The organism is Sphingomonas sp. CFBP9019, from assembly GCF_034045155.1.
GTDB classification, from domain to species: domain Bacteria; phylum Pseudomonadota; class Alphaproteobacteria; order Sphingomonadales; family Sphingomonadaceae; genus Sphingomonas; species Sphingomonas aerolata.
In genome coordinates, this window is sequence record NZ_JAXCWK010000001.1 from 812,419 (window position 1) to 830,909 (window position 18,491).

Consider the following 18,491-nt stretch of genomic DNA (forward strand, 5'->3'; position numbering starts at 1 on the left):
ACCCACGCTTATCAAGCCTTGCCCAGTCGTGATCTGAGAAACTCGCGACGCCTGTAAATGCCCGCCTCGAACGAAGAGCTCCGATGTCAGGCTGATAGCGGAATGCCTGCCGCCAATCCGGACCAAGCGGGGCGCCGCCTCAACGGGCCGGGACGACATAGTCGTGTGTTCCGATCTGGCGATGCAGCCTGAGCGAGCCGCCAGCCTGACGCTGCCACAGCCGGATTCCCCCGCCCTTGACGGTGCCCGACTGCCCCCCCGCGGTCCACTCGACGCGGAATTTGGGATATTCGATTACCCACGTACCGTGATTTTCGAACGCCAGGGTCCAGACCCGCACATCGCGGAAGGTCGCGCCGGTTCCCGCTGCGGTATAGGCGGTCAGATAGGGGCGGATCTCGGCCATGCCGCGTTTGGGCGTTTCGGCGAAGGGCATGAAGATGGCGTCGTCGGTATAATTTACGAGTTTCGCCTCGACATCCTTGGTCCGCACGGCCTCGGCGTCGCGGTCGTTATGCGCCCGTAGGAATTCGCCCACGGACCGATCGCCTGCGGCTAACGGGATGGGCGAGGACGACGGCTCCGGGATCGCGGTGAAGAAGCCCGCGGGATCGGCCAGCGGGCGGAAATAGCCCCAGGTGTCGGCCTTGAGCCTCAGGCTGCCGTCCCGCTCGACGCCCCAGACATGCGCGTATTTTCCCCGCTCCTCGTCGGCGCGGTCGGACCAGCGGATCGTGAAGGTTCCGATCTCGACCAGTGTGTTGCCCAGGTCGAAGACTTCGCTTGCGACCGGCACATAGCTGACCACCTGCCGCCGTTCACGCATCGCGCGGTGATAGGCGGCAATCTGGCGGGTGCCATGCAGCGCGGGTTGATATTCAGGCATGCTCAGCGCGTCCGCGCGGTAGAGCGCGGCGCGCGCATCGGCATCGTTGGAAAGTATCGACTCGCGCAGCTTTCCGTGTGCGGCGTTGACGCGTTCGGTCGGCGTCGCGGGAGGTCCGAACAACAGGTGCCGCGCGATGAAGGGCAGCACATCGATGTAGAAGCGCCCCTGCTCGCCCCAATGCCGGTCGCGAAAGCCGCCGCCATGCTCCTCGGCTTCATGCGGCACGCCATATTCGGCGAGGAGATTGGAAAAGGCCTGCGCGCCATAGACATGATCGACCAGCGTGTCCTGACGCCCCCAGTCGAACTTGAAGCCCCGCAGCGATTTGAGATTGTCGGCATAAGCGGGGAGCAAGGCCGACAGCGCGAATCCCTGTTTAAAACGCGCCGTACGGTCGCTGTCCACTACGATGCGCCCGTCGACACGCCGCGCCGGTGGATCGAAGAACAGCGGCGGTCGATTGGGGTTCGGCGAAAAGGCCTGATAGATCGACGTGAAGATCAGCGAGAAGCCGTCGTCCCGCAGATCGTCGAGCGATGTCGCGCGCGCCATGCGTTCGAAGTTCGGGCGGCTGTGCGTCGGCTGGATATTCGGCCCGCTCGCCACCGGCTGCATGCCATAGACCGCGCCGAATATTTCGGGATGGCGCATGCCGAAACGGATCGCGCCATACGCCCCCGGACCGTCCCCCGCGATCCCGCGCGAATCCCGGGTAGGAAGCGTGCGGTAGGTGGCATCGATGTGCGGCACCAGCTCGCGCACCATGAAATCCTCCCAATTGCCCGTCGCCGGCGAATTCACGTACCATGAACTGCCCGCGGGGGTCGTGAAGTCGGCGGTCACGACGATGACGTCGCCGATCAGACCCTGCCCTATCGCCTTGTCCAGCAACGCCTTTGCGCCGTGGCTGGCGAAGGGTTCGCGGTGATCTTCGAAGAAATAGTTGAGGAAGTAGAGGACGGGAAATCGCTTGCCTGCCTCGGCGTAGCGCGGCGGCAGGTAGACCGTGAGGTTGCGGACTGGCGAAATGCCGATCTTGCTGCCGGCGAAGCTGGTCGATTGCAGCGTGCTGACAACCAGCCGGCCCTGCGGCTGCGCCATCGCCGGAGCGACGAACAGCGCCAGCAAGCAACAGGCAACGGCGTAAAGCTTGCATAGCGCGCTCATGACGGTGCTCCATCGCTTCGCCGCGCGGGGCCTGATGTACGCCGGAAGGGAATCACGAGTGTCTCACGTTCCTGGCCGTCCGAGCGATTGAGAAAATAGACCGTGAAGCTATCCGGCCCGGTTCGCGAGAAAGTCGCGCCGTCGAAGTAGAAGCTGGTCGAATCGCGATCGACCAGCGGACGGTCGATATAAGCCGCCTGCGCTTCCCAACCGGCGAGTTCCGGCGTGAAGTGCTTGACCCGAAGAGTCAGCGAATTTCCAATCTCGACGAACACGCCGATCTCGTAAAAGGCCAGGTTCTGGGGAGCTAACGCGCGGACGAAGCCCGGAAGCTGCCCAAAGCGAGGACTGAGAAGCACATGCTCGACCGGCCCATCGGGCATGTCGCCGATCCAGTGGCCCTCGATCCACGCCATGTCGGCGATCGTCGCACGCGGGGCCTGGCGGCCTTCAGCGTGGAGCTTGATCATGGCCCGGGGGTTGGCGAGTTGCGCCGATGAAGGGCTTGCGTGGAACAGGATCGCCAGCGCGATTACCGCCGTCGGAAACCTGAAAGGTGCATATGCCCTGTGCCTCAACCCCATGCCCACCCCCTGTTTTGGTTGAGCGGCATACGGGCCCGGAACGGGGTTTCCCGGCAATGGATTTTCGCCGGGCGGGTCCAGCGGATCGTTAAGCGGGATCAGCGGGTAAGGTAGCCGTCGATTGGCTCGCGATATCGACGGCTGAACCGGAGCTCCGCGCCGCACGCCAGCCGCACCGAGCCGTCGCCATGGGTGCCGGGCCGGACTTCGACCAATCGGTCGAGCCGGACGATCGCGGCGCGATGGATGCGCGCGAACGCGGCATGGGGCAGCCGCGCCTCGAGCGACGTCAATGATTCGTGGATCAGCAAGCTGCGTCCGCCGGCATGGACTTCGGCATAGTCGCCCGCCGCACTGATCCAGTCGATCTCGTCGAGCCGAACCAGTTGCGCCGCGCCATTGCCGCGCGCGACTAGCCGGCCCTGCCCGCCGAGCAGCGATCGCATCCCGTCGCGCTGGCCGTCGCCCGTGTCGATGTGTCGCCGCACCCGCTCGATAACGCGGGCAAAGCGCTGGTCGTCGAACGGCTTGAGCAGGTAATCGAGCGCCTCCGCCTCGAAGGCGCGCACCGCATAGGCATCGAACGCCGTCACGAACACGACCAGCGGCATCGCATCCACGCCGATGGCCTCGATCACGCCGAAGCCGTCCATCTCGGGCATCTGGACGTCGAGGAACACAAGGTCGGGCCGCAGCGTGCCGATTGCCGCCACTGCTTCCGCCCCGTGCCCCGCTTCGCCGACCACTTCGAAATCGTCGTGCCCTGCCAGCGACTGGCGCAAAGCGCGGCGTGCCAGCGGCTCATCATCGACAATGAGGGTCCGGATCACTGCGGCACCAGGATGATGACACGGAAACCTTCGCCCGGCGCTGTGTCGATCTCGAGCGACTGGCGCTCGCCGTAGAGGTGGCGCAACCTGAGGCGTGCGTTGCCGAGCCCGACGCCCTCGCGGATCGCGCCCGCGCCCTTGCCGTTGTCGGCGATGCTGATCCACAGCATGTCACCCGCGGGCTTCGCCTCGATCGTCAGCGTGCCACCTTCGATCGTCGGCGCAATCCCGTGGCGCACCGCGTTCTCGACCAGCGGCTGCAGCAGCAGCGCCGGCACCTGGACGGTCTCCAACCCGGGCGCGATGGCGCGGACGATCCGCAGTCGCTCGCCCAACCGGGCTTCCTCGATCGCGAGATACGTGTCGGTAAAGTCGAGTTCATCGGCGAGCGCGCTGTGCTGCGACCTGCGCTGATCGATCGACAGTCGCAGCAGATCGCCCAGCCGCGCGATCAGCCGCTGGGCGACGATCGGATCGTCGGGCACCAGCGCGGAAATGGCGTTGAGGGTGTTGAACAGGAAGTGCGGCTGCAACTGCGCGCGCAACGCCGCGGTTTCCGCCTCTGCGAGCTGCGCCTCCAGCCGCGCCGCCGCGACTTCGCGATCGCGCATCGTCCGATAGGCGCGCGCGCCGAGCACGATCGCGACGAGCAGCGCGTAGATCATCAGATGGACGTGGATGCTGATCGCCAGCTTCGTGATCAGCAGCCCATTGCTCCACGGCGCCCAGGGCGCGCGGACATAGATCATCGCGTTCATCGCACTGTAGAGCGCCGCGTGCAGCACCGCGAAGAGCAGCCCGAAGGCCAGATGGATGGCCAGCAGCCTGCCCAGCCGCCGCTCGTCGGCGAACGCCCGCGCCACCGCGACGACCCCGGGCGTCAGTGCTGCCCAGGCCGAATACCAGATCAGTCCATTGACCAATGCCTGCCCCAGCGCGAGCTTTGGCCCACCCGCGAAACCCGCGGCATAGGTCTGGAACGCCGTCACCACCGCGACAGCCAGCCATGCGGCCCAAATGCCCAGATAGCGAACAAGGCGTTGCCGATGCGCTGCGGTCATGGCCAATCATGCACATTCGCCCGACATTGAACAGCTGCCCGGCGGGGACCGAGCCTGACGGCCGCCGACGTCTGCGTGCTCCCCAAATTCGCGACCGACGAATTCTGCCTCGGCAACGTCTATTCGGTCGGTGTCGCGATGCGCGCGAGGCGGCGCATTCCGACGCGGTGCAGGCCCTGCCGAAGGCAATCGCCGAATATCCAGTCGGCGCCGACCAGAGTAGCGACTTGATACCGGCGATCGGGTCGTATCAAGGTCAACTTCACGCGTCTCGATCGGCGAGAGGGGGCCACCGTTGCCGACTAGGCCGTGCTGCGCATGACCGCTATCAAGGATAGAGAGATCGTCCTCGTCGACGCCGCCTGATTGTCACCTTCACTCTGTAGCGTGCCGCGTACCCGACCAAGCCCGAGGAGACATCGAATGCCGTTCGTCACCACCGTCGACAAGACCGAAATCTTCTACAAGGACTGGGGCAACATGGATGCGCCCGTCGTCATGTTCCACCACGGCTGGCCGCTCAGCGCGGATGACTGGGACGCGCAGATGATGTTCTTCGTCCAGAAGGGCTATCGTGTTATCGCGCATGACCGCCGCGGGCATGGCCGTTCGACCCAGTCGGCGGGCGGTCACGACATGGACAGCTATGTCACCGATGTCATCGCGCTGACCGACGCGCTCGATCTGCGCGATGCCGTCCATGTCGGCCACTCGACCGGCGGTGGCGAGGTCGCCCGCTATGTCGCGCGCGCCAAGCCCGGGCGGGTCAAAAAGGCCGTGCTGGTCAGTGCGGTCGCACCCATCATGGTCAAGACCGATGCCAACCCGGACGGCGTGCCGATGGACGTATTCGACATGGTCCGCGAGCAGACGGCCACGAACCGTTCGCAATTCTATTACGACTTCACGCTGCCCTTCTTCGGCTACAACCGCGACGGCGCGGAGGTGAAAGAGGCGGTGCGGCTCAACTGGTGGCGCCAGGGCATGATGGGCTCGGCGCTCGCCCATACGCTGGGCATCAAGGCCTTCTCCGAGACCGACTTCACCGACGATCTCAAGGCGATCGACGTGCCGACGCTGGTCCTGCACGGCGAGGACGACCAGGTTGTTCCGTTTGCCACGACCGGCAAGATGTCGGCTGAAATCGTGAAAGACGCCAAGCTCATCTCCTACCCCGGCTTTCCCCACGGCATGCCGGTTACCAACGCCGATCGGATCAACGCCGATCTGCTGGCCTTCATCGAAGGCTGATCCATGGCAGGGCACGGAGCGATGGGGCGCTCCGTGCTTCTGCACGACACGCTTCACGAGGAATTGCCGCGATGCGCGACCGAGTTCTGATCTTCTACGGCTCCTATCGTTCCGACCGGCAGGGCATTCGCCTCGCCGAGTGGCTCGTCCGCGCCTTTGCCGAACGCGGTGCATCGGCCGAGCTCATCGACGCCAGGGCGGTCGACCTCCCCATGCTCGACCGGATGTACAAGGAACATCCCAGCGGCGAGGCGCCGCCCGCGCTGGAAGCACTCGCAGAAAAGATCAGGACGGCCGACGCCTTCGTCTTCGTGGCCGGCGAATATAACTGGGGCGTGCAGCCCGGACTCAAGAACCTCACCGACCACTTCCTGGAGGAATGGTACTGGCGGCCAGCGGCGATCGTCAGCTATTCGGCCGGACGTTTCGCCGGTGCGCGTGCCGGCCTCGCATGGCACGGCATCCTGTCCGAGATGGGCATGGTGGTGGTGTCCAGTACGATCGCGGTGGGTGGGATCGGCCATGCCTTCGATACGAGCGGAAAACCAGCGGGCGACGGTGGCGCCGCCCTCACCCGCGCCTTCCCCCGCTTCGCCGACGATCTCGGCTGGTGGACGCAGGCCGCCCGCGCCCAGCGTGAGAGGCGTGATCCGCCCTATTGATCCGGCCGACGTCCACGCCTCTTCATCGCGGCTCCAAGCGACCAAGCTTGTTCACCCCTTCGCTGCCGCTGCGGCCAGCTCCTCGAGGTCGAGATCGTGCTCGAGATCGTGGAGCGTCTCGTCATCGATGCGGCCGGCACGGTGCAGGCGAACCAGCTCGGCGCGGCCGGCCGCGACCGCGGCGATGATGACGTCGAAATGGCTGGCGATCGCCACGTTTCGCTCCTCCGCCGTACCGTCGAACGCATCCGCCGCCGTTGCACGGGTGCGGTAGCGCCGCAGGAGCTGCGGATGGATGACCGTGCCGTCGACCGCCACCGCCTCGCGCTCGACAAGCGCCAACTGCGCCTGGAACAGCATCATCTCGGCGGCGTGCAGATCAAGCGGCGGTCGCGCGCTGCCGTCGTCGTGCGGCTTCAGGGCCCAGATGACCCAGCCGAGCGAGGTGCCCTGCACCAGGACGGTAACGAGGATCACGACGAAGGCGGTGACGAGCATCAGATCCCGCGCCGGCATCGCCTCGGGCAGCGAGAGCGCGACCGCGAGCGTCACCACGCCGCGCATCCCGGCCCAGCTCATCACCACCGCCGCCCGCGTTCCGAGCGGTTGCTGTCGCGTCCACCCGATGCGGCGACCGGTGGCGACGCCGGCATCGACCGCGAAGATCCACAGGAACCGCGCGGCGACGACCGCCAGGACGATGAGCAGCACAGGCCGCGCCATCGTGTCTATGACGATATCGACCCCGCCGACCCGGTCCAGCAACCCCCGCAAGGACAGGCCGATAAGCAGGAACACGGTGGCTTCGAGAAGGAACACCAGCACCTGCCAGAATGCCATTGCCCGGATGCGCACGCGGGCGGTGAAGACGACATGCTGATACCAGCCGCAGACAAGGCCCGCGGTGACGACGGCAATGACGCCGGACACGTGCAGCAGTTCGCCCGCGATATAGGCGCTCCAGCAGACCAGCACGGTCGCTGCGATCATCAGCGTATCATCGCCGAGCCGGCGGAGCAGAACCACCCAGAGCCCGCCGATCGCCGCGCCGACCGCGATGCCGCCCGCCACCAGCACGAAAAACGTTCCGGTCGCCGCCCCCAGATGGAAGCTGCCGGTCAGCACCGCCGCCACTGCAAACCGGAACAGCACCAGACCCGCGGCATCGTTGAGCAGGCTTTCGCCCTCGAGGAGCGTGGTCAGCCTGCGCGGGAGCGTCACCCGTTGCAACACGGCGCGGGCGGATACCGCATCGGGCGGCGACAGGATCGCGCCCAGCGCGACGCAGGCGGCCCAGGGCAGTTCCGGCATCAGCAGCCTGGTCACGACCGCCACAACCGCCGTGGTGAAGAAGACGGCGCCAACCGCCAGCGAAAGAATGCCGGCCATGTGCCGCCGGAATGGCGCGACCGCGGTGAACCACGCGCCGTCCATCAGCAGGGGCGGGAGAAACAGGACAAGCACGAGCTCCGGATCGATCGCGATCCCTTGCACACCCGGTACGAAGGCGACGGCGCATCCGCCGACGATCAGCGCGGCTGCTGGTGGCAGCGACAGACGCCGGGCCAGATAGTGAAGCCCCAGCACCACCAGGAACATCAGGATGATCAGCTCGAAATTCGCCGCTGGATGCACAAAGCCGCCCCTTTTCCCTGCCCGCCCGGTGGTCCTGCAAGCTGTCCCGAACGGCGTCAATGCGATCGGGCAGCGTATCGGGTCGCGCCCGCATGTGGCCTGGGCCGTTCCCGGGCGATTGCCGTCGTCACGTTCGCCGGGCTAGTGTCGAGGGGGATAGGGGACAGCGCTCATGGAAACGATCGGCCGTGACCTGCGGGAAATGCAGCGGGTTCCGCTACAGCCTGCGCATATTGCCGCGATCCGGGCCGCAGGGACGCGTAAGCACTATCCCAAGGGAATAATGCTCGCCGAGATCGGCGCGCCGGCCGACCGCTTCGTGTATGTCGAAGAGGGGGAGATCGAGGTCGTCAACCCGTTCACGGGCGATCGGCTCGTGCCGTCGACGCTGGGGCCCACCCAGTTCATGAGCGAAATCTCTCTGCTGTCCGGCGGCACCTGGTCGCTGCCGATGCGCGCCGCGAGCGACACGACCGTCGTCGAAGTCCCGCGATCCGCGATGCTTCGCCTGATGGCGGCGATACCGGAGATGTCGGACATCGTGATCACGGTCCTGGCCGCGCGCCGTCGGCGGCAGCTGGATGCCGGCGATGGCATGCTGGTTCTGGTTGGCGAAGACGAGGACAGAGCCGTCAGACGTGTGGCCGAGTTCGCTGCGCGCAACCGCCTGCCCTACCGGTCCTACCCGCTCGGCAGCGCCGAAGCCGCGCATGTCGCCAGCAGTTGCGGAACCGCGCCGCTAGAGCCCGTCGTCGTGTTCGGCCGCGACGTGGTGGTGAGCGATCCGACGCCGGAGAAGGTGGCACGGCTGCTCGGACTCGATCAGGACGTTCCCGAAGACGAGGCCTTCGACGTGCTCATCGTCGGGGCCGGCCCCGCCGGCGTGTCGGCGGGCGTTTATGCGGGAGCCGAGGGGTTACGCGCGCTGGTGGTCGACGAGACCGCGATCGGCGGCCAGGCCGGCACGTCCAGCCGTATCGAGAATTATATGGGCTTTCCCACTGGCATCTCCGGCGCCGATCTCGTGTGGCGCGGCGAGGTGCAGGCGATGAAGTTCGGCACACGCTTCGTCATGCCCCGCCGCATCGAGTCGCTGGACCAGCTCGACAATGGCGCCTTCTGTGCAACCTTCGCCAATGGTCGGCGCGTTCTCGCCGCCTCTGTCGTGGTTGCCACCGGGGTCCAGTACAGACGCCTGCCGATCGCACGCCTCGCCGAGTTCGAGGGCACGGGCATCTATTATGCAGCGACCGAGAATGAGGCGCGCTTCTGCCGCGATACGGAGGTGTTGGTCATCGGCGGCGGCAATTCGGCCGGGCAGGCGGCGATGTTCCTCAGCCGTACGGCGCGCCACGTTCGCCTGCTGGTGCGCGGCGACACCCTGGCCTCGTCCATGTCCAGCTATCTGTCGAGCAGGCTCGAGGCAGACCCCGCGATCACCATCGAATACGGCACCCATGCCGTCGGCCTTCATGGCGGGGACAATCTGGAGGCGGTGACGATCCGCAACGAAGACGGCGACCGCACCGTGGCAAGCTGCGCCGTCTTCGTGATGGTCGGTGCGGCACCCAATACGGGCTGGCTCGCCGAACTGGTCGCTCTCGACGACAAGGGCTTCGTGCTCACCGGCGAAGAGGCTGGCGCGTTATCACCTTTCGCCACGTCCTGTGCGGGCATCTATGCCGTCGGGGACGTGCGCGCCGGATCGGTGAAACGCGTCGCGTCCTCGGTAGGAGAGGGATCGGTCGTGATCTCCAATGTGTGGGAGCATGTGCGCGGCTTGGGTCGTGCCTGAACGAAAGCTGCCTTCGCAGGTCTGACCGACGGTTGGTCATTTGAAAAACGCTCCAAGCTTTTCAACACTGGTCATTCGTGCCTACCCAGATCAAGCGCGGCAGCGCAGGAAACCCCGTGAGAGACGTGCGCAGCGGCAGACGTGCTGCAGTAATCAGAACGCGATCATCACCTTGCCCAGATGCCCTGCCGCGGCGAAATAGCGGACGGCGTCCGGTGCATCGTCGAAGGCGAACGTCCGGTCGACGACGGTTGTCATCCGGTTCGCTACCATCGCGTTGAGCAGATCGACGAACATCGCGCGGCTGCCATTGGCGATGCCGCGGATCGTCACGTTCTTCGTGATGAGCGACAGATAATCGGGGATCGCCGGCCCCTCGCCCGGTGAAACGCCGATGACGATGATCCGCGCATTGATCGCCGCGGCTGCGATCGAGTTCCCCAGCGTATCGACGCCGCCGGTTTCGATCACGATGTCGGCGCCCTTCCCCTCGGTCTGCGCGATCACCTCGGCCGCCCAATCCGGTGACGTCCGGTAATTGACCGTGATGTCCGCGCCGAGGCTGCGCGCCGTCTCGAGTTTCGCGTCCTGCGACGACGTGATCGCCACGCGTGCGCCACGGACTTTGGCGATCTTCAGTGCCGCCAGCGCCACGCTACCGGTGCCGAGGCAGAGCACGGTGTCGCCGGCCTCGACCCGACAGACCTCGACCAGTGCATTCCAGGCGGTCAGGCCGGCGGAGGCGAGGCCTGCGACATCCGCATCGGCCAGCGCGTCGGGCACCCGGATCAGCGCAGCCGCGGGAAGCACGACCCTTTCGGCAAGCCAGCCGTCATGCGTGATGCCGATATCATGCGCAAAGACGTCCGACCGGAACGGGCCGTCCAGCCAGGTCGCGAAATGACCGCAGACGACGCGATCGCCGACCGCGACCTCGGTCACGCCCGCACCGATCGCCACGACCTCGCCGACGCCTTCGGACATCGGAATGCGGGTTTCGGGCTGTCGGGCGCCGTAGGTGCCGCGCAGGAGCTGAACGTCGCGGCTGATCAGGCCAACGAGACGCGGCGCTACCAGCGCTTCGCCGGGACCGGCGACAGGCGCGGGCCGGGTCGTGGCGACTAATCCGCTGATGCCGTTCTGGGCACCGATGTGAAAGGCTTTCATCGAAATCTTCTCCTGATGGGCGCGCACGACGGGCGCCTTATTCGAAGGCACGTTATTCGAAGGCACGGGGACCGGGCTTGAAGGCATGGCGGCGCGCGCCACTTGCGAGCGCCAGGGCAAGAAGGGTCGGCGCCAGTACGGCCCAAGCGAGGGGTCCGGCCCCCGCATGGTCGAGGATCACCCCGCCGACGATCCCGCCCGTCGCGATGGCGCCGTTCCAGACCGTCGTGAGCATCGCATTGGCGAGGTCGACGCCCTCGCCCGCCGCATCGGCGAGCGCGGTCGACAGCTGTGTCGCTGCGCCGCCGAACGACAGTCCCCACAGGATTGTCGCGATGATCGTCATCTCGGGGACCGTCGCGAACAGCGCGAAGGCCAGCGAGACAACTGCGAACATCGTGAGGCTGACCAGCACGAGCGGACGCAGCGCGCGATCGATCAGCACGCCCGTCACCCAGATCCCGACCAGCGCGGCGAGCCCGAATCCGAGCAGCAACAGATCCAGCCTCTCCCCCACGCCGGACAAGGCGGCGACCGGGGCGATGTAGGTGTACAGGATATTGTGACCCGTGATCCACGCGAACAGCGTGACCAGCACGGTGCGAACGCCCGGCGTGCGAAACACGCTCGCGATCGACAGCCGCTGCTCGGCAGGCTGGCCGGCAAAGTCCGGCACGCGCCACAACACCCAGCCGATCAGTATCAAAGTGGTGATCGCCATCAGCCCGAACGCCATGCGCCAGCCCAGCGTCGTGCCCAGCATCGCCCCCAAGGGTACGCCGATCGAGAGTGCCAGCGGTGTACCGACCATCGCGATCGCGAGCGCCTTGCCGCGCAACGGCGGGGCGACCATCCGCCTGGCATAGCCCGCGATGATTCCCCACCCCAACCCCGCCGCGACCCCGCCCATGAACCGCGCGACGAGCGTCAGCGCATAGGAGGTCGACACCGCGGTCACGCAGTTGAAGATCAGAAAACCGACGATCGCGACGAGCAGGGTCGGCTTGCGGCGCCAACCTTGCGTGTACAGCGTCAGCGGGATCGCCGCGAACAGCGATCCGACCGCATAGACCGTGATGGTCTGCCCCGCGAGCGACTCCGATACGTCGAGCCCGGCGGCCATGTGCGGCAACAGCCCGGCAGGGAGCGTTTCGGTGAGGATCGCGGTGAAGCCGGTCATTGCCAGCGCCAGCAACGCGGAGATCGGCAATGTCTCGCTCGCGCCATCGTCTGTCTGACCGGATCTTGGAATCACGCAACACTCACTTCTGGATCGGCTGGTCCACTGCGCTCAACCACATGGCGTGGCTTGTCAACGAGTAATGGATTGATTAGTCCATAATCAGGAGCGGACATATATGGCACGGAGCGGACGACCGCGTGGTTTTGACAGGGCTGCAGCGCTGGACAGCGCGATGCATCTGTTCTGGGAACACGGGTATGAGGGCGCGTCGCTGCTCACGCTGCGTCAGGCGATGGGCGACATCTCGTCGGCCAGTTTCTACGCGGCCTTCGGTTCGAAGGAAGCGCTCTACCGCGAAACGCTCACGCGCTATCTCGCCGTGCATGGCGGCATCGTCGGTGCGCTCGACGACGAGACGCTATCGCCACGCTCGCGGCTCGAACAGGCCTTGATCGCGTCGGTTGCGGTGCAGACCGATCCTGCCCATCCGAAGGGGTGCATGATGACGCTGTCAGCGATCGTTTCGTCCGAGGCCGGTGCACCGACCCGGGCGCTGACCCATGCCGAACGCGAAATTACCCGGCAGGCATTGCAGCGGTGTATCGCCGCCGGCGTCACCGCCGGCGATCTCGATCCCGCCACGGACGTCGCGGGGCTCACCATGTTGTACGATGGGCTGGTGCTGGGGATCTCGATCCAAGCGCGGGACGGCGTTCCGACCGAGACGCTGCGGGCCGGCATTGGACACGCGATGGCGGCGTGGGATGCTCAAGGCAGACAGGAGCGTGAGAGCAAACTCCACTAATCTCGCCGAAAAAGAGACCGACTCGCATGCATTCCGACCACCCTACCCGCTATCTGACTCCGGGATCCGTCTCCTCGCCCTTAAGCCGACTCTAGCGACGTAAGTCAGCATGTCGGGTAACCTCAGGCACAAAACTTCGCTATCGACCGCGCGACACTCCAGCCCTCAGACGCAAGATGGGAAATCACATGCGATTTGTTCAGATCGAAATACTGCCGCAGGGCAAGGCGCTGGTCGATATCGACAAGCTGACCCATGCTGTGCCCGAGGGGAACGGGTCACGCCTGTTCATCGGGGCGCAGCACCTCGACGTGCCCCATTCATTGACTGAACTCGAGAACGTGCTGGCTGGTCGTGAGCGGACCGACGATGGCGCAAACAGCACCGCGGGGTTCGGTCTGCGATAGGCCGGCACGACTTCGGAAAATCGTATCGTCTGGCCCATCAACCCTGGGCGCGGAGCCACGACGGCGAAAACTGATCGGCAGCCCCTTGGGTCGTTCGTAACTCTGCGTAGACCACGTCATGCGCCGTCCGCCTCGACACAGTTTTACCCCGAGACGGCACGGTACAACGCCGTTTGGCTTCGGCTGCTATGGCGGGTGGGGCGCGGAAGCCGTCGTCGAAGTCGTCAAGCGTGGAGCGGATCCCGAGACAATCGTAGTCATCGACGATCGGATGGTCGAGCTCGACGCCACTGAAGCATGTGCCCGACCATGATGCAGGGCGATGCGACCCGCAATGCCGCTGTGGAGGCAGCACTGGTCGCCCGTGCGCGTGCCCTGTTCGTTGCTGCGGGATGGGACCACACATCCGATCCCGATCGTCCTGAACCCCGCAAATTTCGCCGGCGCCCTGTTGGCAGGGTCGGATTCACTGCGCGCATATCGCGTCGTATCAACGGATCTCGTCGCGGCAGACGGATAGGTCGTCCTGTACGAACGAGCACTGACCGCGACAGAGGTGGGACTCGCACTGTCGGAAATCCGTGCTGGTCTCGGCCACCGCATCTACCGGGGCGATCGAAGCTTTTGGTTCTGGAAGCCGGAGACACCGCGCCTCGTATCGCGGGATCTCATCGTCGAGGTCGTACGGCGCGGTCAGGCCAAACCCACCATTCGAGCGTCCGCCCGCCAATACGGTCTGTTACGAATGGATCTGGATCCAATGTGCGCACTACGAAATCAGCGCATGTCCATCAGGCTTCGTCGGTCGAGATCGGCTTTCGTGCCGCCATCTGGACCGGCTTGCCTATTACGGGGCGACCGGCTGGCCATCGGCGCGCGATACAGCGATCCTTTGCGATCCGGGCGATGGTCACCGCGTCGCCCTGATTGCCGCCAAGGACATGATAGGCCGTTGCGTCTTCGCCGACATAGAAACCGACATGCCCACCACCAGGACGCTCGAACACCAGCACAGCCCCCGGAGCCAGACGCTCCGGCCGCAACGACAATCCCCATGTCGACCATGACGTCGCCCGCACCGCAATCGAGACCGGCTCGATACCATCGTCCTGCAGGCAATATGCGACGAACACGCCGCACCACGGGACGCTGTCGGCGTTGTAGACCATGCCCAACACCCGCGTTCCAAGCCGCTTTGCCCAACCGAGGATCGTCGCGCTGTTCGCTGATCCTGCAGCTTCCTTCGTGCCGAGCTTCGTGCGCGCCACTCTCAGCCACTTCGGATCCGTCACCATGATCCGCCCGCCCCTGGGGCCGAGATACGAACGCGTCTGCGGTTACGCTCAAATGCGGGCACTACAGCATCCTCTCCACGATCGGCAGCATCGCTGCGACCACCGCAGCAATCGCCTTGGCATTGGGATGCACCCGGTCCGCCAGCGCCATATCGGCATGTCCCAATACGCCCGGCGGAAAGAACGGCCAGACGGTCGCGCCGTGTTCGGCCGCCAACGCCGCGTGGATGCCGAGATATGCAGCAGCCCGATCACGGATGAACATCGGGGGATCGACGGTCGTCAACAACACGGGAATGCCACAATTACCCAGGCTCAGCAGGACCTGCTCGAGCTGCGCCCGAGTACGACCCACCGGCACCTGCCGCAGGACATCGTTCGGTCCCACCTGGACGATCGCAAGTGCGGGTCGCTGGTCGAGCGCGGAGAGCATTCGGGGCAAGCGTCGTAGGACATCAGCGGTGGTATCACCCGACACCCCGGCATTCACCACGCGGGCAGAAGGACATGCCCGCCGCAGCGATGCCTGGAGCTGTCCGGGAAAGCTATCGTCGGCGGGCAGGCCGTAACCGGCAATCAGGCTGTCGCCGATTGCGAGAATCAAAGGTCGGTCGAGTGTCATGCGCCGCTGTGAGATAGTTCACGTTCGATGCAATGTAAGGCGTCCGGTCACCATCGCGCCGCTCCTTTGACGCTAGTGCTCCTTCGTCTGCAACGAGATACAGACGGCCGATACGCATTTCGGCCACCATCACACCATCACACCATCAGAAGTTCCAGACGACCTTTTGCCAACATCTTCGGCCTGGATGGGGTGATGGCCTAACACCAAAACGCGATCGTCGGCGCGGATGACGTGGCGTGGTACCTGCAACGTGGCACGGCAAACGATGAATATGCCCGAACTGCCCCGCCAAATGGCCGTCCCCAGCGAAGCAGCTTTTGCATCATCAGCCGCCGCCGGAGCCCGTCTCACATTTGTCGTTATGAGCGGTTCGACGAGCCGGATGTATCTGGCTGCGTCAAGTCTAGCACTTCCAACCTTGCAGCGTCGCCTCGCCTTGCAATCAGGCTCCCCACTGGAACCTGGTACGTACCGCGTAAGGTGAACCGCTCGACACGGTACACACCCCGATCAGTGCTGCTGGTCGAAAAGCCGGTGTAGCGTCGTTCGGCAACCTGCTTGAGGAGGTACCCTGCCCATCCCGTCGAACGCGAGCCGCGCAAGATTTCGGGTTCGTCCGTCTTACCGTCGGGTCGGATCCAGAATCCGATGTCGACCCATTGGATTGGATCGACATCGGACGATCTCGCAGGAAACGGATTGCGCAAGTCGAACTTGCGCGCTTCGTCTTGCGCAGCCGCCAGCGCCGTAGGTCGATAAGGCGGCGCCCATACCAGCTCAGGGCGGGTCGAGCCATCGCGGCCGATCGCACGCACCAGCTGGTCAATCTGCGCGTTGTCCTTTTGCCCCGCCGCCAAGCGCAACCGGACAACTTGCAGCAGGTTGCGAAGCTTTGGATCCGCCGCGATCGGCCGGGCTTCTGCTTCGGCCATAAGCCTGGCCGCACCGGCCGTGTCGCCCCGTGCGTTGGCCAGTCTGACGCGGCGCAACGTCGCCTGCAGGGCGAGCACCGCGTTTCCGTCCGCTAACGCCTGACGCTCCACCGCCTTGTACGAAATCTCGGCACTACGCCCCTTGCGCATCGCGAGCCACATATCGCCGGTCGCAAATGCGGCTGCAACGACGGCCGGGTCATTGGCCGGCAGATTGTCGCGCAGCGTGCGAACCTGCTCACCGACCGCGCTCTTGAACGCATCCAGATCACCGTCGTGCAAAGAGACGGTCGCATACGCTTCATACAATGCGGACACCGGTTTCGGGTCGGTCGCAGCGTGACGCTTGTTGCGAGATATGGCGCGCATAAGCGTGTGACGCGCCTTGAGGTACGCACCATCCCGGAATTGCTGCTCGGCAAAGGCGATCGAGGCTTGTGCATCTCGCAACGGCGGACAGCCCTGCTCGACGCAGGCTGCATACGCTTCCGAAAGCTGCCTGCCAGAAATTACGATATCGGGGGCGGCTGCCTGCAGCGACAATGCGAGGAATAAAGCAATCATCACCAGGCCTCCACTTCGAGTCACACCTTGCACCGCTGCAAGCCTGACCTCGCATCAGCGACTGTATTGCGAAACTTTTATCTTTGCAGCAGCGAATGACTGATCAGGAGAGGAATGCCGACTCTCTCGATAGATGAGCGGTAAGCCGGGTGGACGTTTTCAGAACGTGGAGTGTTAACTGCGCCACCGCATCCGCCTCCCTATGACTTCAGCGACGCCGCCCTGACGAGGGGCATTCGCCCAACCACGTACGGGGCAGGACGTTGATCGCGGCACGCGATGGTATTCTGCAGGCGGCTCTCTGGCGTCTTCCTACGGGGATATTCCCGCCTTGTTGGGCTCGAGCATTGCGAGAATCTGGTTCTTGCAGATGTTGAGATCGAAGACGACCGTTTGCCGGCTGGGATCGTCGCCTGCGGCGGCGGTTGTCAGTTGAAGCCCCTTATATTCGCAAGGCCCCGTCCAATATGTCGATTTTGAATGGGTCGTGTGGTCCCCAACGGAATTGTTGGCCCTCTCATTGAAGTTGAGGATCTCGTAGCGCCCCGGGTCATGGCGCAATTTCGTCACGACCCGCGGGTCGTACGGAAACTCGTTCACGTGCCGTCGTGATCGACTTGGGTCCCGCAGGCTTATGATCTTTCGGTTCGAACAATTGACCAGGAGCAAGACCCCCATCTCGTTCTTTTGCTTCGGCGCTGGCAGCGCCAGAAGACCAATGGCGTCATCGGCAATCGAGGGTGCGCGCAGTTCACATATCGATTCCCGCACGCTCCTGACGACGTTGCCGGATTCGAGCGGGTTGGAAGCGACGGCCACCGCCTCGGAAAACATAAGAGCAACGGCAAACATCTTTGTCTCCGTTATTGAGCTGCCGGTTGATATTAGCACTAGTGCTTATCAACAGCCAAGTCCGTTCAGCAGGGATAGTGTATGTTGGACGGCTAGCAAATCTTGGCGGTTCCCACTGAGCCGGTTTACCGGAGCAGGAGCCCGCTGTTGGACAGCCCGCCTTTGGCACTGACATCCGCCGGGTTAGTCCGCTTTCAAGAAATACTCTCTCGATAGACCTTTTCGGAAGTTACCGCTGGAAACGAACGATCAGACGTCATCGGGCTGAGCGAATGTCCGCTCTCGGGCGTATGAATTGCCACGGGGGTGTCCGATTGGGCATCCAAAGTGGATGGCTGGGATGCGCTGCGCCCTCGCCCTCATCGAAAACGGTCGGCAGTCTCCAAAAACCGGCATGTCGGAAGTTCGTGCTGTTGCCGCCTAACATATCCTCTATGCTGGATTTATGGATAATGATTCGGCTATCGTTGCGTTTGGCGCGCTCGCTCAGGGCACAAGGCTCGACGTGTTCCGGCTGCTGGTGCGCCACGAACCGGACGGAATGGCTGCGGGCGAAATCGCCCGCCGGCTCGACGTGCCGCAGAACACCATGTCCGCGCATCTCGGCATCCTAGCGCGCGCCGGCATCGTCCGCTCCGAGCGACAGAGCCGGTCGATCATCTACCGCGCCGATCTGGACGGCCTGCGCGCACTCACGCTCTTCCTGGTCAAGGACTGCTGCGCCGGCTCGCCCGAGCTGTGCGTGCCGCTTCTGGCCGAACTCACCCCCTGCTGCTGAAAGGACGCG

At 64.7% G+C, this 18,491-nt stretch carries 17 protein-coding genes; 6 read left to right on the forward strand and 11 right to left on the reverse strand.

Annotated features, from left to right (window positions below; genetic code table 11):
- Positions 1-139: 139 nt before the first annotated feature.
- The 4 genes from SOM18_RS03445 to SOM18_RS03460 all read right to left on the reverse strand — a co-directional run bounded on the left by SOM18_RS03445 (position 140) and on the right by SOM18_RS03460 (position 4,531).
- Complete coding sequence (locus tag SOM18_RS03445; RefSeq protein WP_320481285.1) at positions 140-2,056, reverse strand: alpha/beta hydrolase-fold protein; 1,917 nt, start codon at positions 2,054-2,056, stop codon at positions 140-142.
- The gene (locus SOM18_RS03450) at positions 2,053-2,640 is read right to left on the reverse strand and encodes a DUF6265 family protein (protein WP_152555526.1); all 588 of its coding nucleotides are present in this window, start codon (positions 2,638-2,640) and stop codon (positions 2,053-2,055) included. The genes SOM18_RS03445 and SOM18_RS03450 overlap by 4 nt, the downstream gene beginning before the upstream one ends.
- A 98-nt stretch (positions 2,641-2,738) precedes the next feature.
- Complete coding sequence (locus tag SOM18_RS03455; RefSeq protein WP_031441408.1) at positions 2,739-3,470, reverse strand: LytR/AlgR family response regulator transcription factor; 732 nt, start codon at positions 3,468-3,470, stop codon at positions 2,739-2,741.
- Entirely contained in the window at positions 3,467-4,531 is a 1,065-nt protein-coding gene (locus SOM18_RS03460) for a sensor histidine kinase (protein ID WP_031441409.1), read from the reverse strand. Before SOM18_RS03460 ends, SOM18_RS03455 begins: the two co-directional genes overlap by 4 nt.
- 423 nt (positions 4,532-4,954) lie before the next feature.
- Between SOM18_RS03460 and SOM18_RS03465 the strand changes: the two genes are divergently transcribed.
- Both SOM18_RS03465 and SOM18_RS03470 read left to right on the forward strand, forming a co-directional pair.
- Positions 4,955-5,782: an alpha/beta fold hydrolase gene (locus SOM18_RS03465; protein ID WP_031441410.1), complete on the forward strand. Its 828-nt coding sequence runs from the start codon at positions 4,955-4,957 to the stop codon at positions 5,780-5,782.
- Between the two features lie 71 nt (positions 5,783-5,853).
- Positions 5,854-6,444, forward strand: a complete 591-nt coding sequence (locus tag SOM18_RS03470) for an NADPH-dependent FMN reductase (RefSeq protein ID WP_031441411.1) — start codon at positions 5,854-5,856, stop codon at positions 6,442-6,444.
- Positions 6,445-6,495: 51 nt separating this feature from the next.
- Here the strand turns inward: SOM18_RS03470 and SOM18_RS03475 are convergent, their stop codons facing one another.
- Complete coding sequence (locus SOM18_RS03475) at positions 6,496-8,079, reverse strand: Na+/H+ antiporter (RefSeq protein ID WP_320481286.1); 1,584 nt, start codon at positions 8,077-8,079, stop codon at positions 6,496-6,498.
- A 172-nt stretch (positions 8,080-8,251) separates the two neighbouring features.
- Here SOM18_RS03475 and SOM18_RS03480 point away from each other — a divergent pair, with 172 nt between their 5' ends.
- On the forward strand, positions 8,252-9,874 hold the full coding sequence (locus SOM18_RS03480; RefSeq protein ID WP_320481287.1) for an FAD-dependent oxidoreductase: 1,623 nt from the start codon (positions 8,252-8,254) through the stop codon (positions 9,872-9,874).
- A gap of 153 nt (positions 9,875-10,027) precedes the next feature.
- Here the strand turns inward: SOM18_RS03480 and SOM18_RS03485 are convergent, their stop codons facing one another.
- Complete coding sequence (locus tag SOM18_RS03485) at positions 10,028-11,041, reverse strand: zinc-dependent alcohol dehydrogenase family protein (protein ID WP_031441416.1); 1,014 nt, start codon at positions 11,039-11,041, stop codon at positions 10,028-10,030.
- 52 nt (positions 11,042-11,093) lie between these two features.
- Complete coding sequence (locus SOM18_RS03490) at positions 11,094-12,296, reverse strand: MFS transporter (RefSeq protein WP_320481288.1); 1,203 nt, start codon at positions 12,294-12,296, stop codon at positions 11,094-11,096.
- A gap of 160 nt (positions 12,297-12,456) precedes the next feature.
- On the opposite strand from SOM18_RS03490, the gene SOM18_RS03495 reads away from it, so the two are divergent.
- Positions 12,457-13,029, forward strand: coding sequence for a TetR/AcrR family transcriptional regulator (locus SOM18_RS03495; protein WP_235188420.1), 573 nt, complete (start codon positions 12,457-12,459; stop codon positions 13,027-13,029).
- Between the two features lie 188 nt (positions 13,030-13,217).
- Positions 13,218-13,436, forward strand: a complete 219-nt coding sequence (locus SOM18_RS03500) for a hypothetical protein (RefSeq protein ID WP_031441418.1) — start codon at positions 13,218-13,220, stop codon at positions 13,434-13,436.
- 791 nt (positions 13,437-14,227) lie between these two features.
- Here the strand turns inward: SOM18_RS03500 and SOM18_RS03505 are convergent.
- The 4 genes from SOM18_RS03505 to SOM18_RS03520 form a co-directional block, all read right to left on the reverse strand.
- Complete coding sequence (locus tag SOM18_RS03505) at positions 14,228-14,731, reverse strand: TIGR02594 family protein (RefSeq protein WP_320481289.1); 504 nt, start codon at positions 14,729-14,731, stop codon at positions 14,228-14,230.
- A 61-nt stretch (positions 14,732-14,792) separates the two neighbouring features.
- Entirely contained in the window at positions 14,793-15,353 is a 561-nt protein-coding gene (locus SOM18_RS03510) for a GDSL-type esterase/lipase family protein (protein ID WP_042467509.1), read from the reverse strand.
- A 362-nt stretch (positions 15,354-15,715) separates the two neighbouring features.
- Positions 15,716-16,852: a hypothetical protein gene (locus SOM18_RS03515; protein WP_031441422.1), complete on the reverse strand. Its 1,137-nt coding sequence runs from the start codon at positions 16,850-16,852 to the stop codon at positions 15,716-15,718.
- Between the two features lie 312 nt (positions 16,853-17,164).
- Positions 17,165-17,704: a hypothetical protein gene (locus SOM18_RS03520; RefSeq protein WP_031441423.1), complete on the reverse strand. Its 540-nt coding sequence runs from the start codon at positions 17,702-17,704 to the stop codon at positions 17,165-17,167.
- Between the two features lie 445 nt (positions 17,705-18,149).
- Between SOM18_RS03520 and SOM18_RS03525 the strand changes: the two genes are divergently transcribed.
- Positions 18,150-18,482, forward strand: coding sequence for an ArsR/SmtB family transcription factor (locus SOM18_RS03525; RefSeq protein WP_031395703.1), 333 nt, complete (start codon positions 18,150-18,152; stop codon positions 18,480-18,482).
- Positions 18,483-18,491: the final 9 nt, after the last annotated feature.

Excerpts from the sequence above, each read along its gene's own strand:
- SOM18_RS03445 (WP_320481285.1), bottom strand. The coding sequence starts at position 2,056 with ATGAGCGCGCTATGCAAGCTTTACGCCGTTGCCTGTTGCTTGCTGGCG.
- SOM18_RS03450 (WP_152555526.1), bottom strand. The coding sequence starts at position 2,640 with ATGGGGTTGAGGCACAGGGCATATGCACCTTTCAGGTTTCCGACGGCG.
- SOM18_RS03460 (WP_031441409.1), bottom strand. The coding sequence starts at position 4,531 with ATGACCGCAGCGCATCGGCAACGCCTTGTTCGCTATCTGGGCATTTGG.
- SOM18_RS03465 (WP_031441410.1), top strand. The coding sequence starts at position 4,955 with ATGCCGTTCGTCACCACCGTCGACAAGACCGAAATCTTCTACAAGGAC.
- SOM18_RS03470 (WP_031441411.1), top strand. The coding sequence starts at position 5,854 with ATGCGCGACCGAGTTCTGATCTTCTACGGCTCCTATCGTTCCGACCGG.
- SOM18_RS03480 (WP_320481287.1), top strand. The coding sequence starts at position 8,252 with ATGGAAACGATCGGCCGTGACCTGCGGGAAATGCAGCGGGTTCCGCTA.
- SOM18_RS03485 (WP_031441416.1), bottom strand. The coding sequence starts at position 11,041 with ATGAAAGCCTTTCACATCGGTGCCCAGAACGGCATCAGCGGATTAGTC.
- SOM18_RS03495 (WP_235188420.1), top strand. The coding sequence starts at position 12,457 with ATGCATCTGTTCTGGGAACACGGGTATGAGGGCGCGTCGCTGCTCACG.
- SOM18_RS03500 (WP_031441418.1), top strand. The coding sequence starts at position 13,218 with ATGCGATTTGTTCAGATCGAAATACTGCCGCAGGGCAAGGCGCTGGTC.
- SOM18_RS03505 (WP_320481289.1), bottom strand. The coding sequence starts at position 14,731 with ATGGTGACGGATCCGAAGTGGCTGAGAGTGGCGCGCACGAAGCTCGGC.
- SOM18_RS03510 (WP_042467509.1), bottom strand. The coding sequence starts at position 15,353 with ATGACACTCGACCGACCTTTGATTCTCGCAATCGGCGACAGCCTGATT.
- SOM18_RS03515 (WP_031441422.1), bottom strand. The coding sequence starts at position 16,852 with ATGATTGCTTTATTCCTCGCATTGTCGCTGCAGGCAGCCGCCCCCGAT.
- SOM18_RS03520 (WP_031441423.1), bottom strand. The coding sequence starts at position 17,704 with ATGTTTGCCGTTGCTCTTATGTTTTCCGAGGCGGTGGCCGTCGCTTCC.
- SOM18_RS03525 (WP_031395703.1), top strand. The coding sequence starts at position 18,150 with ATGGATAATGATTCGGCTATCGTTGCGTTTGGCGCGCTCGCTCAGGGC.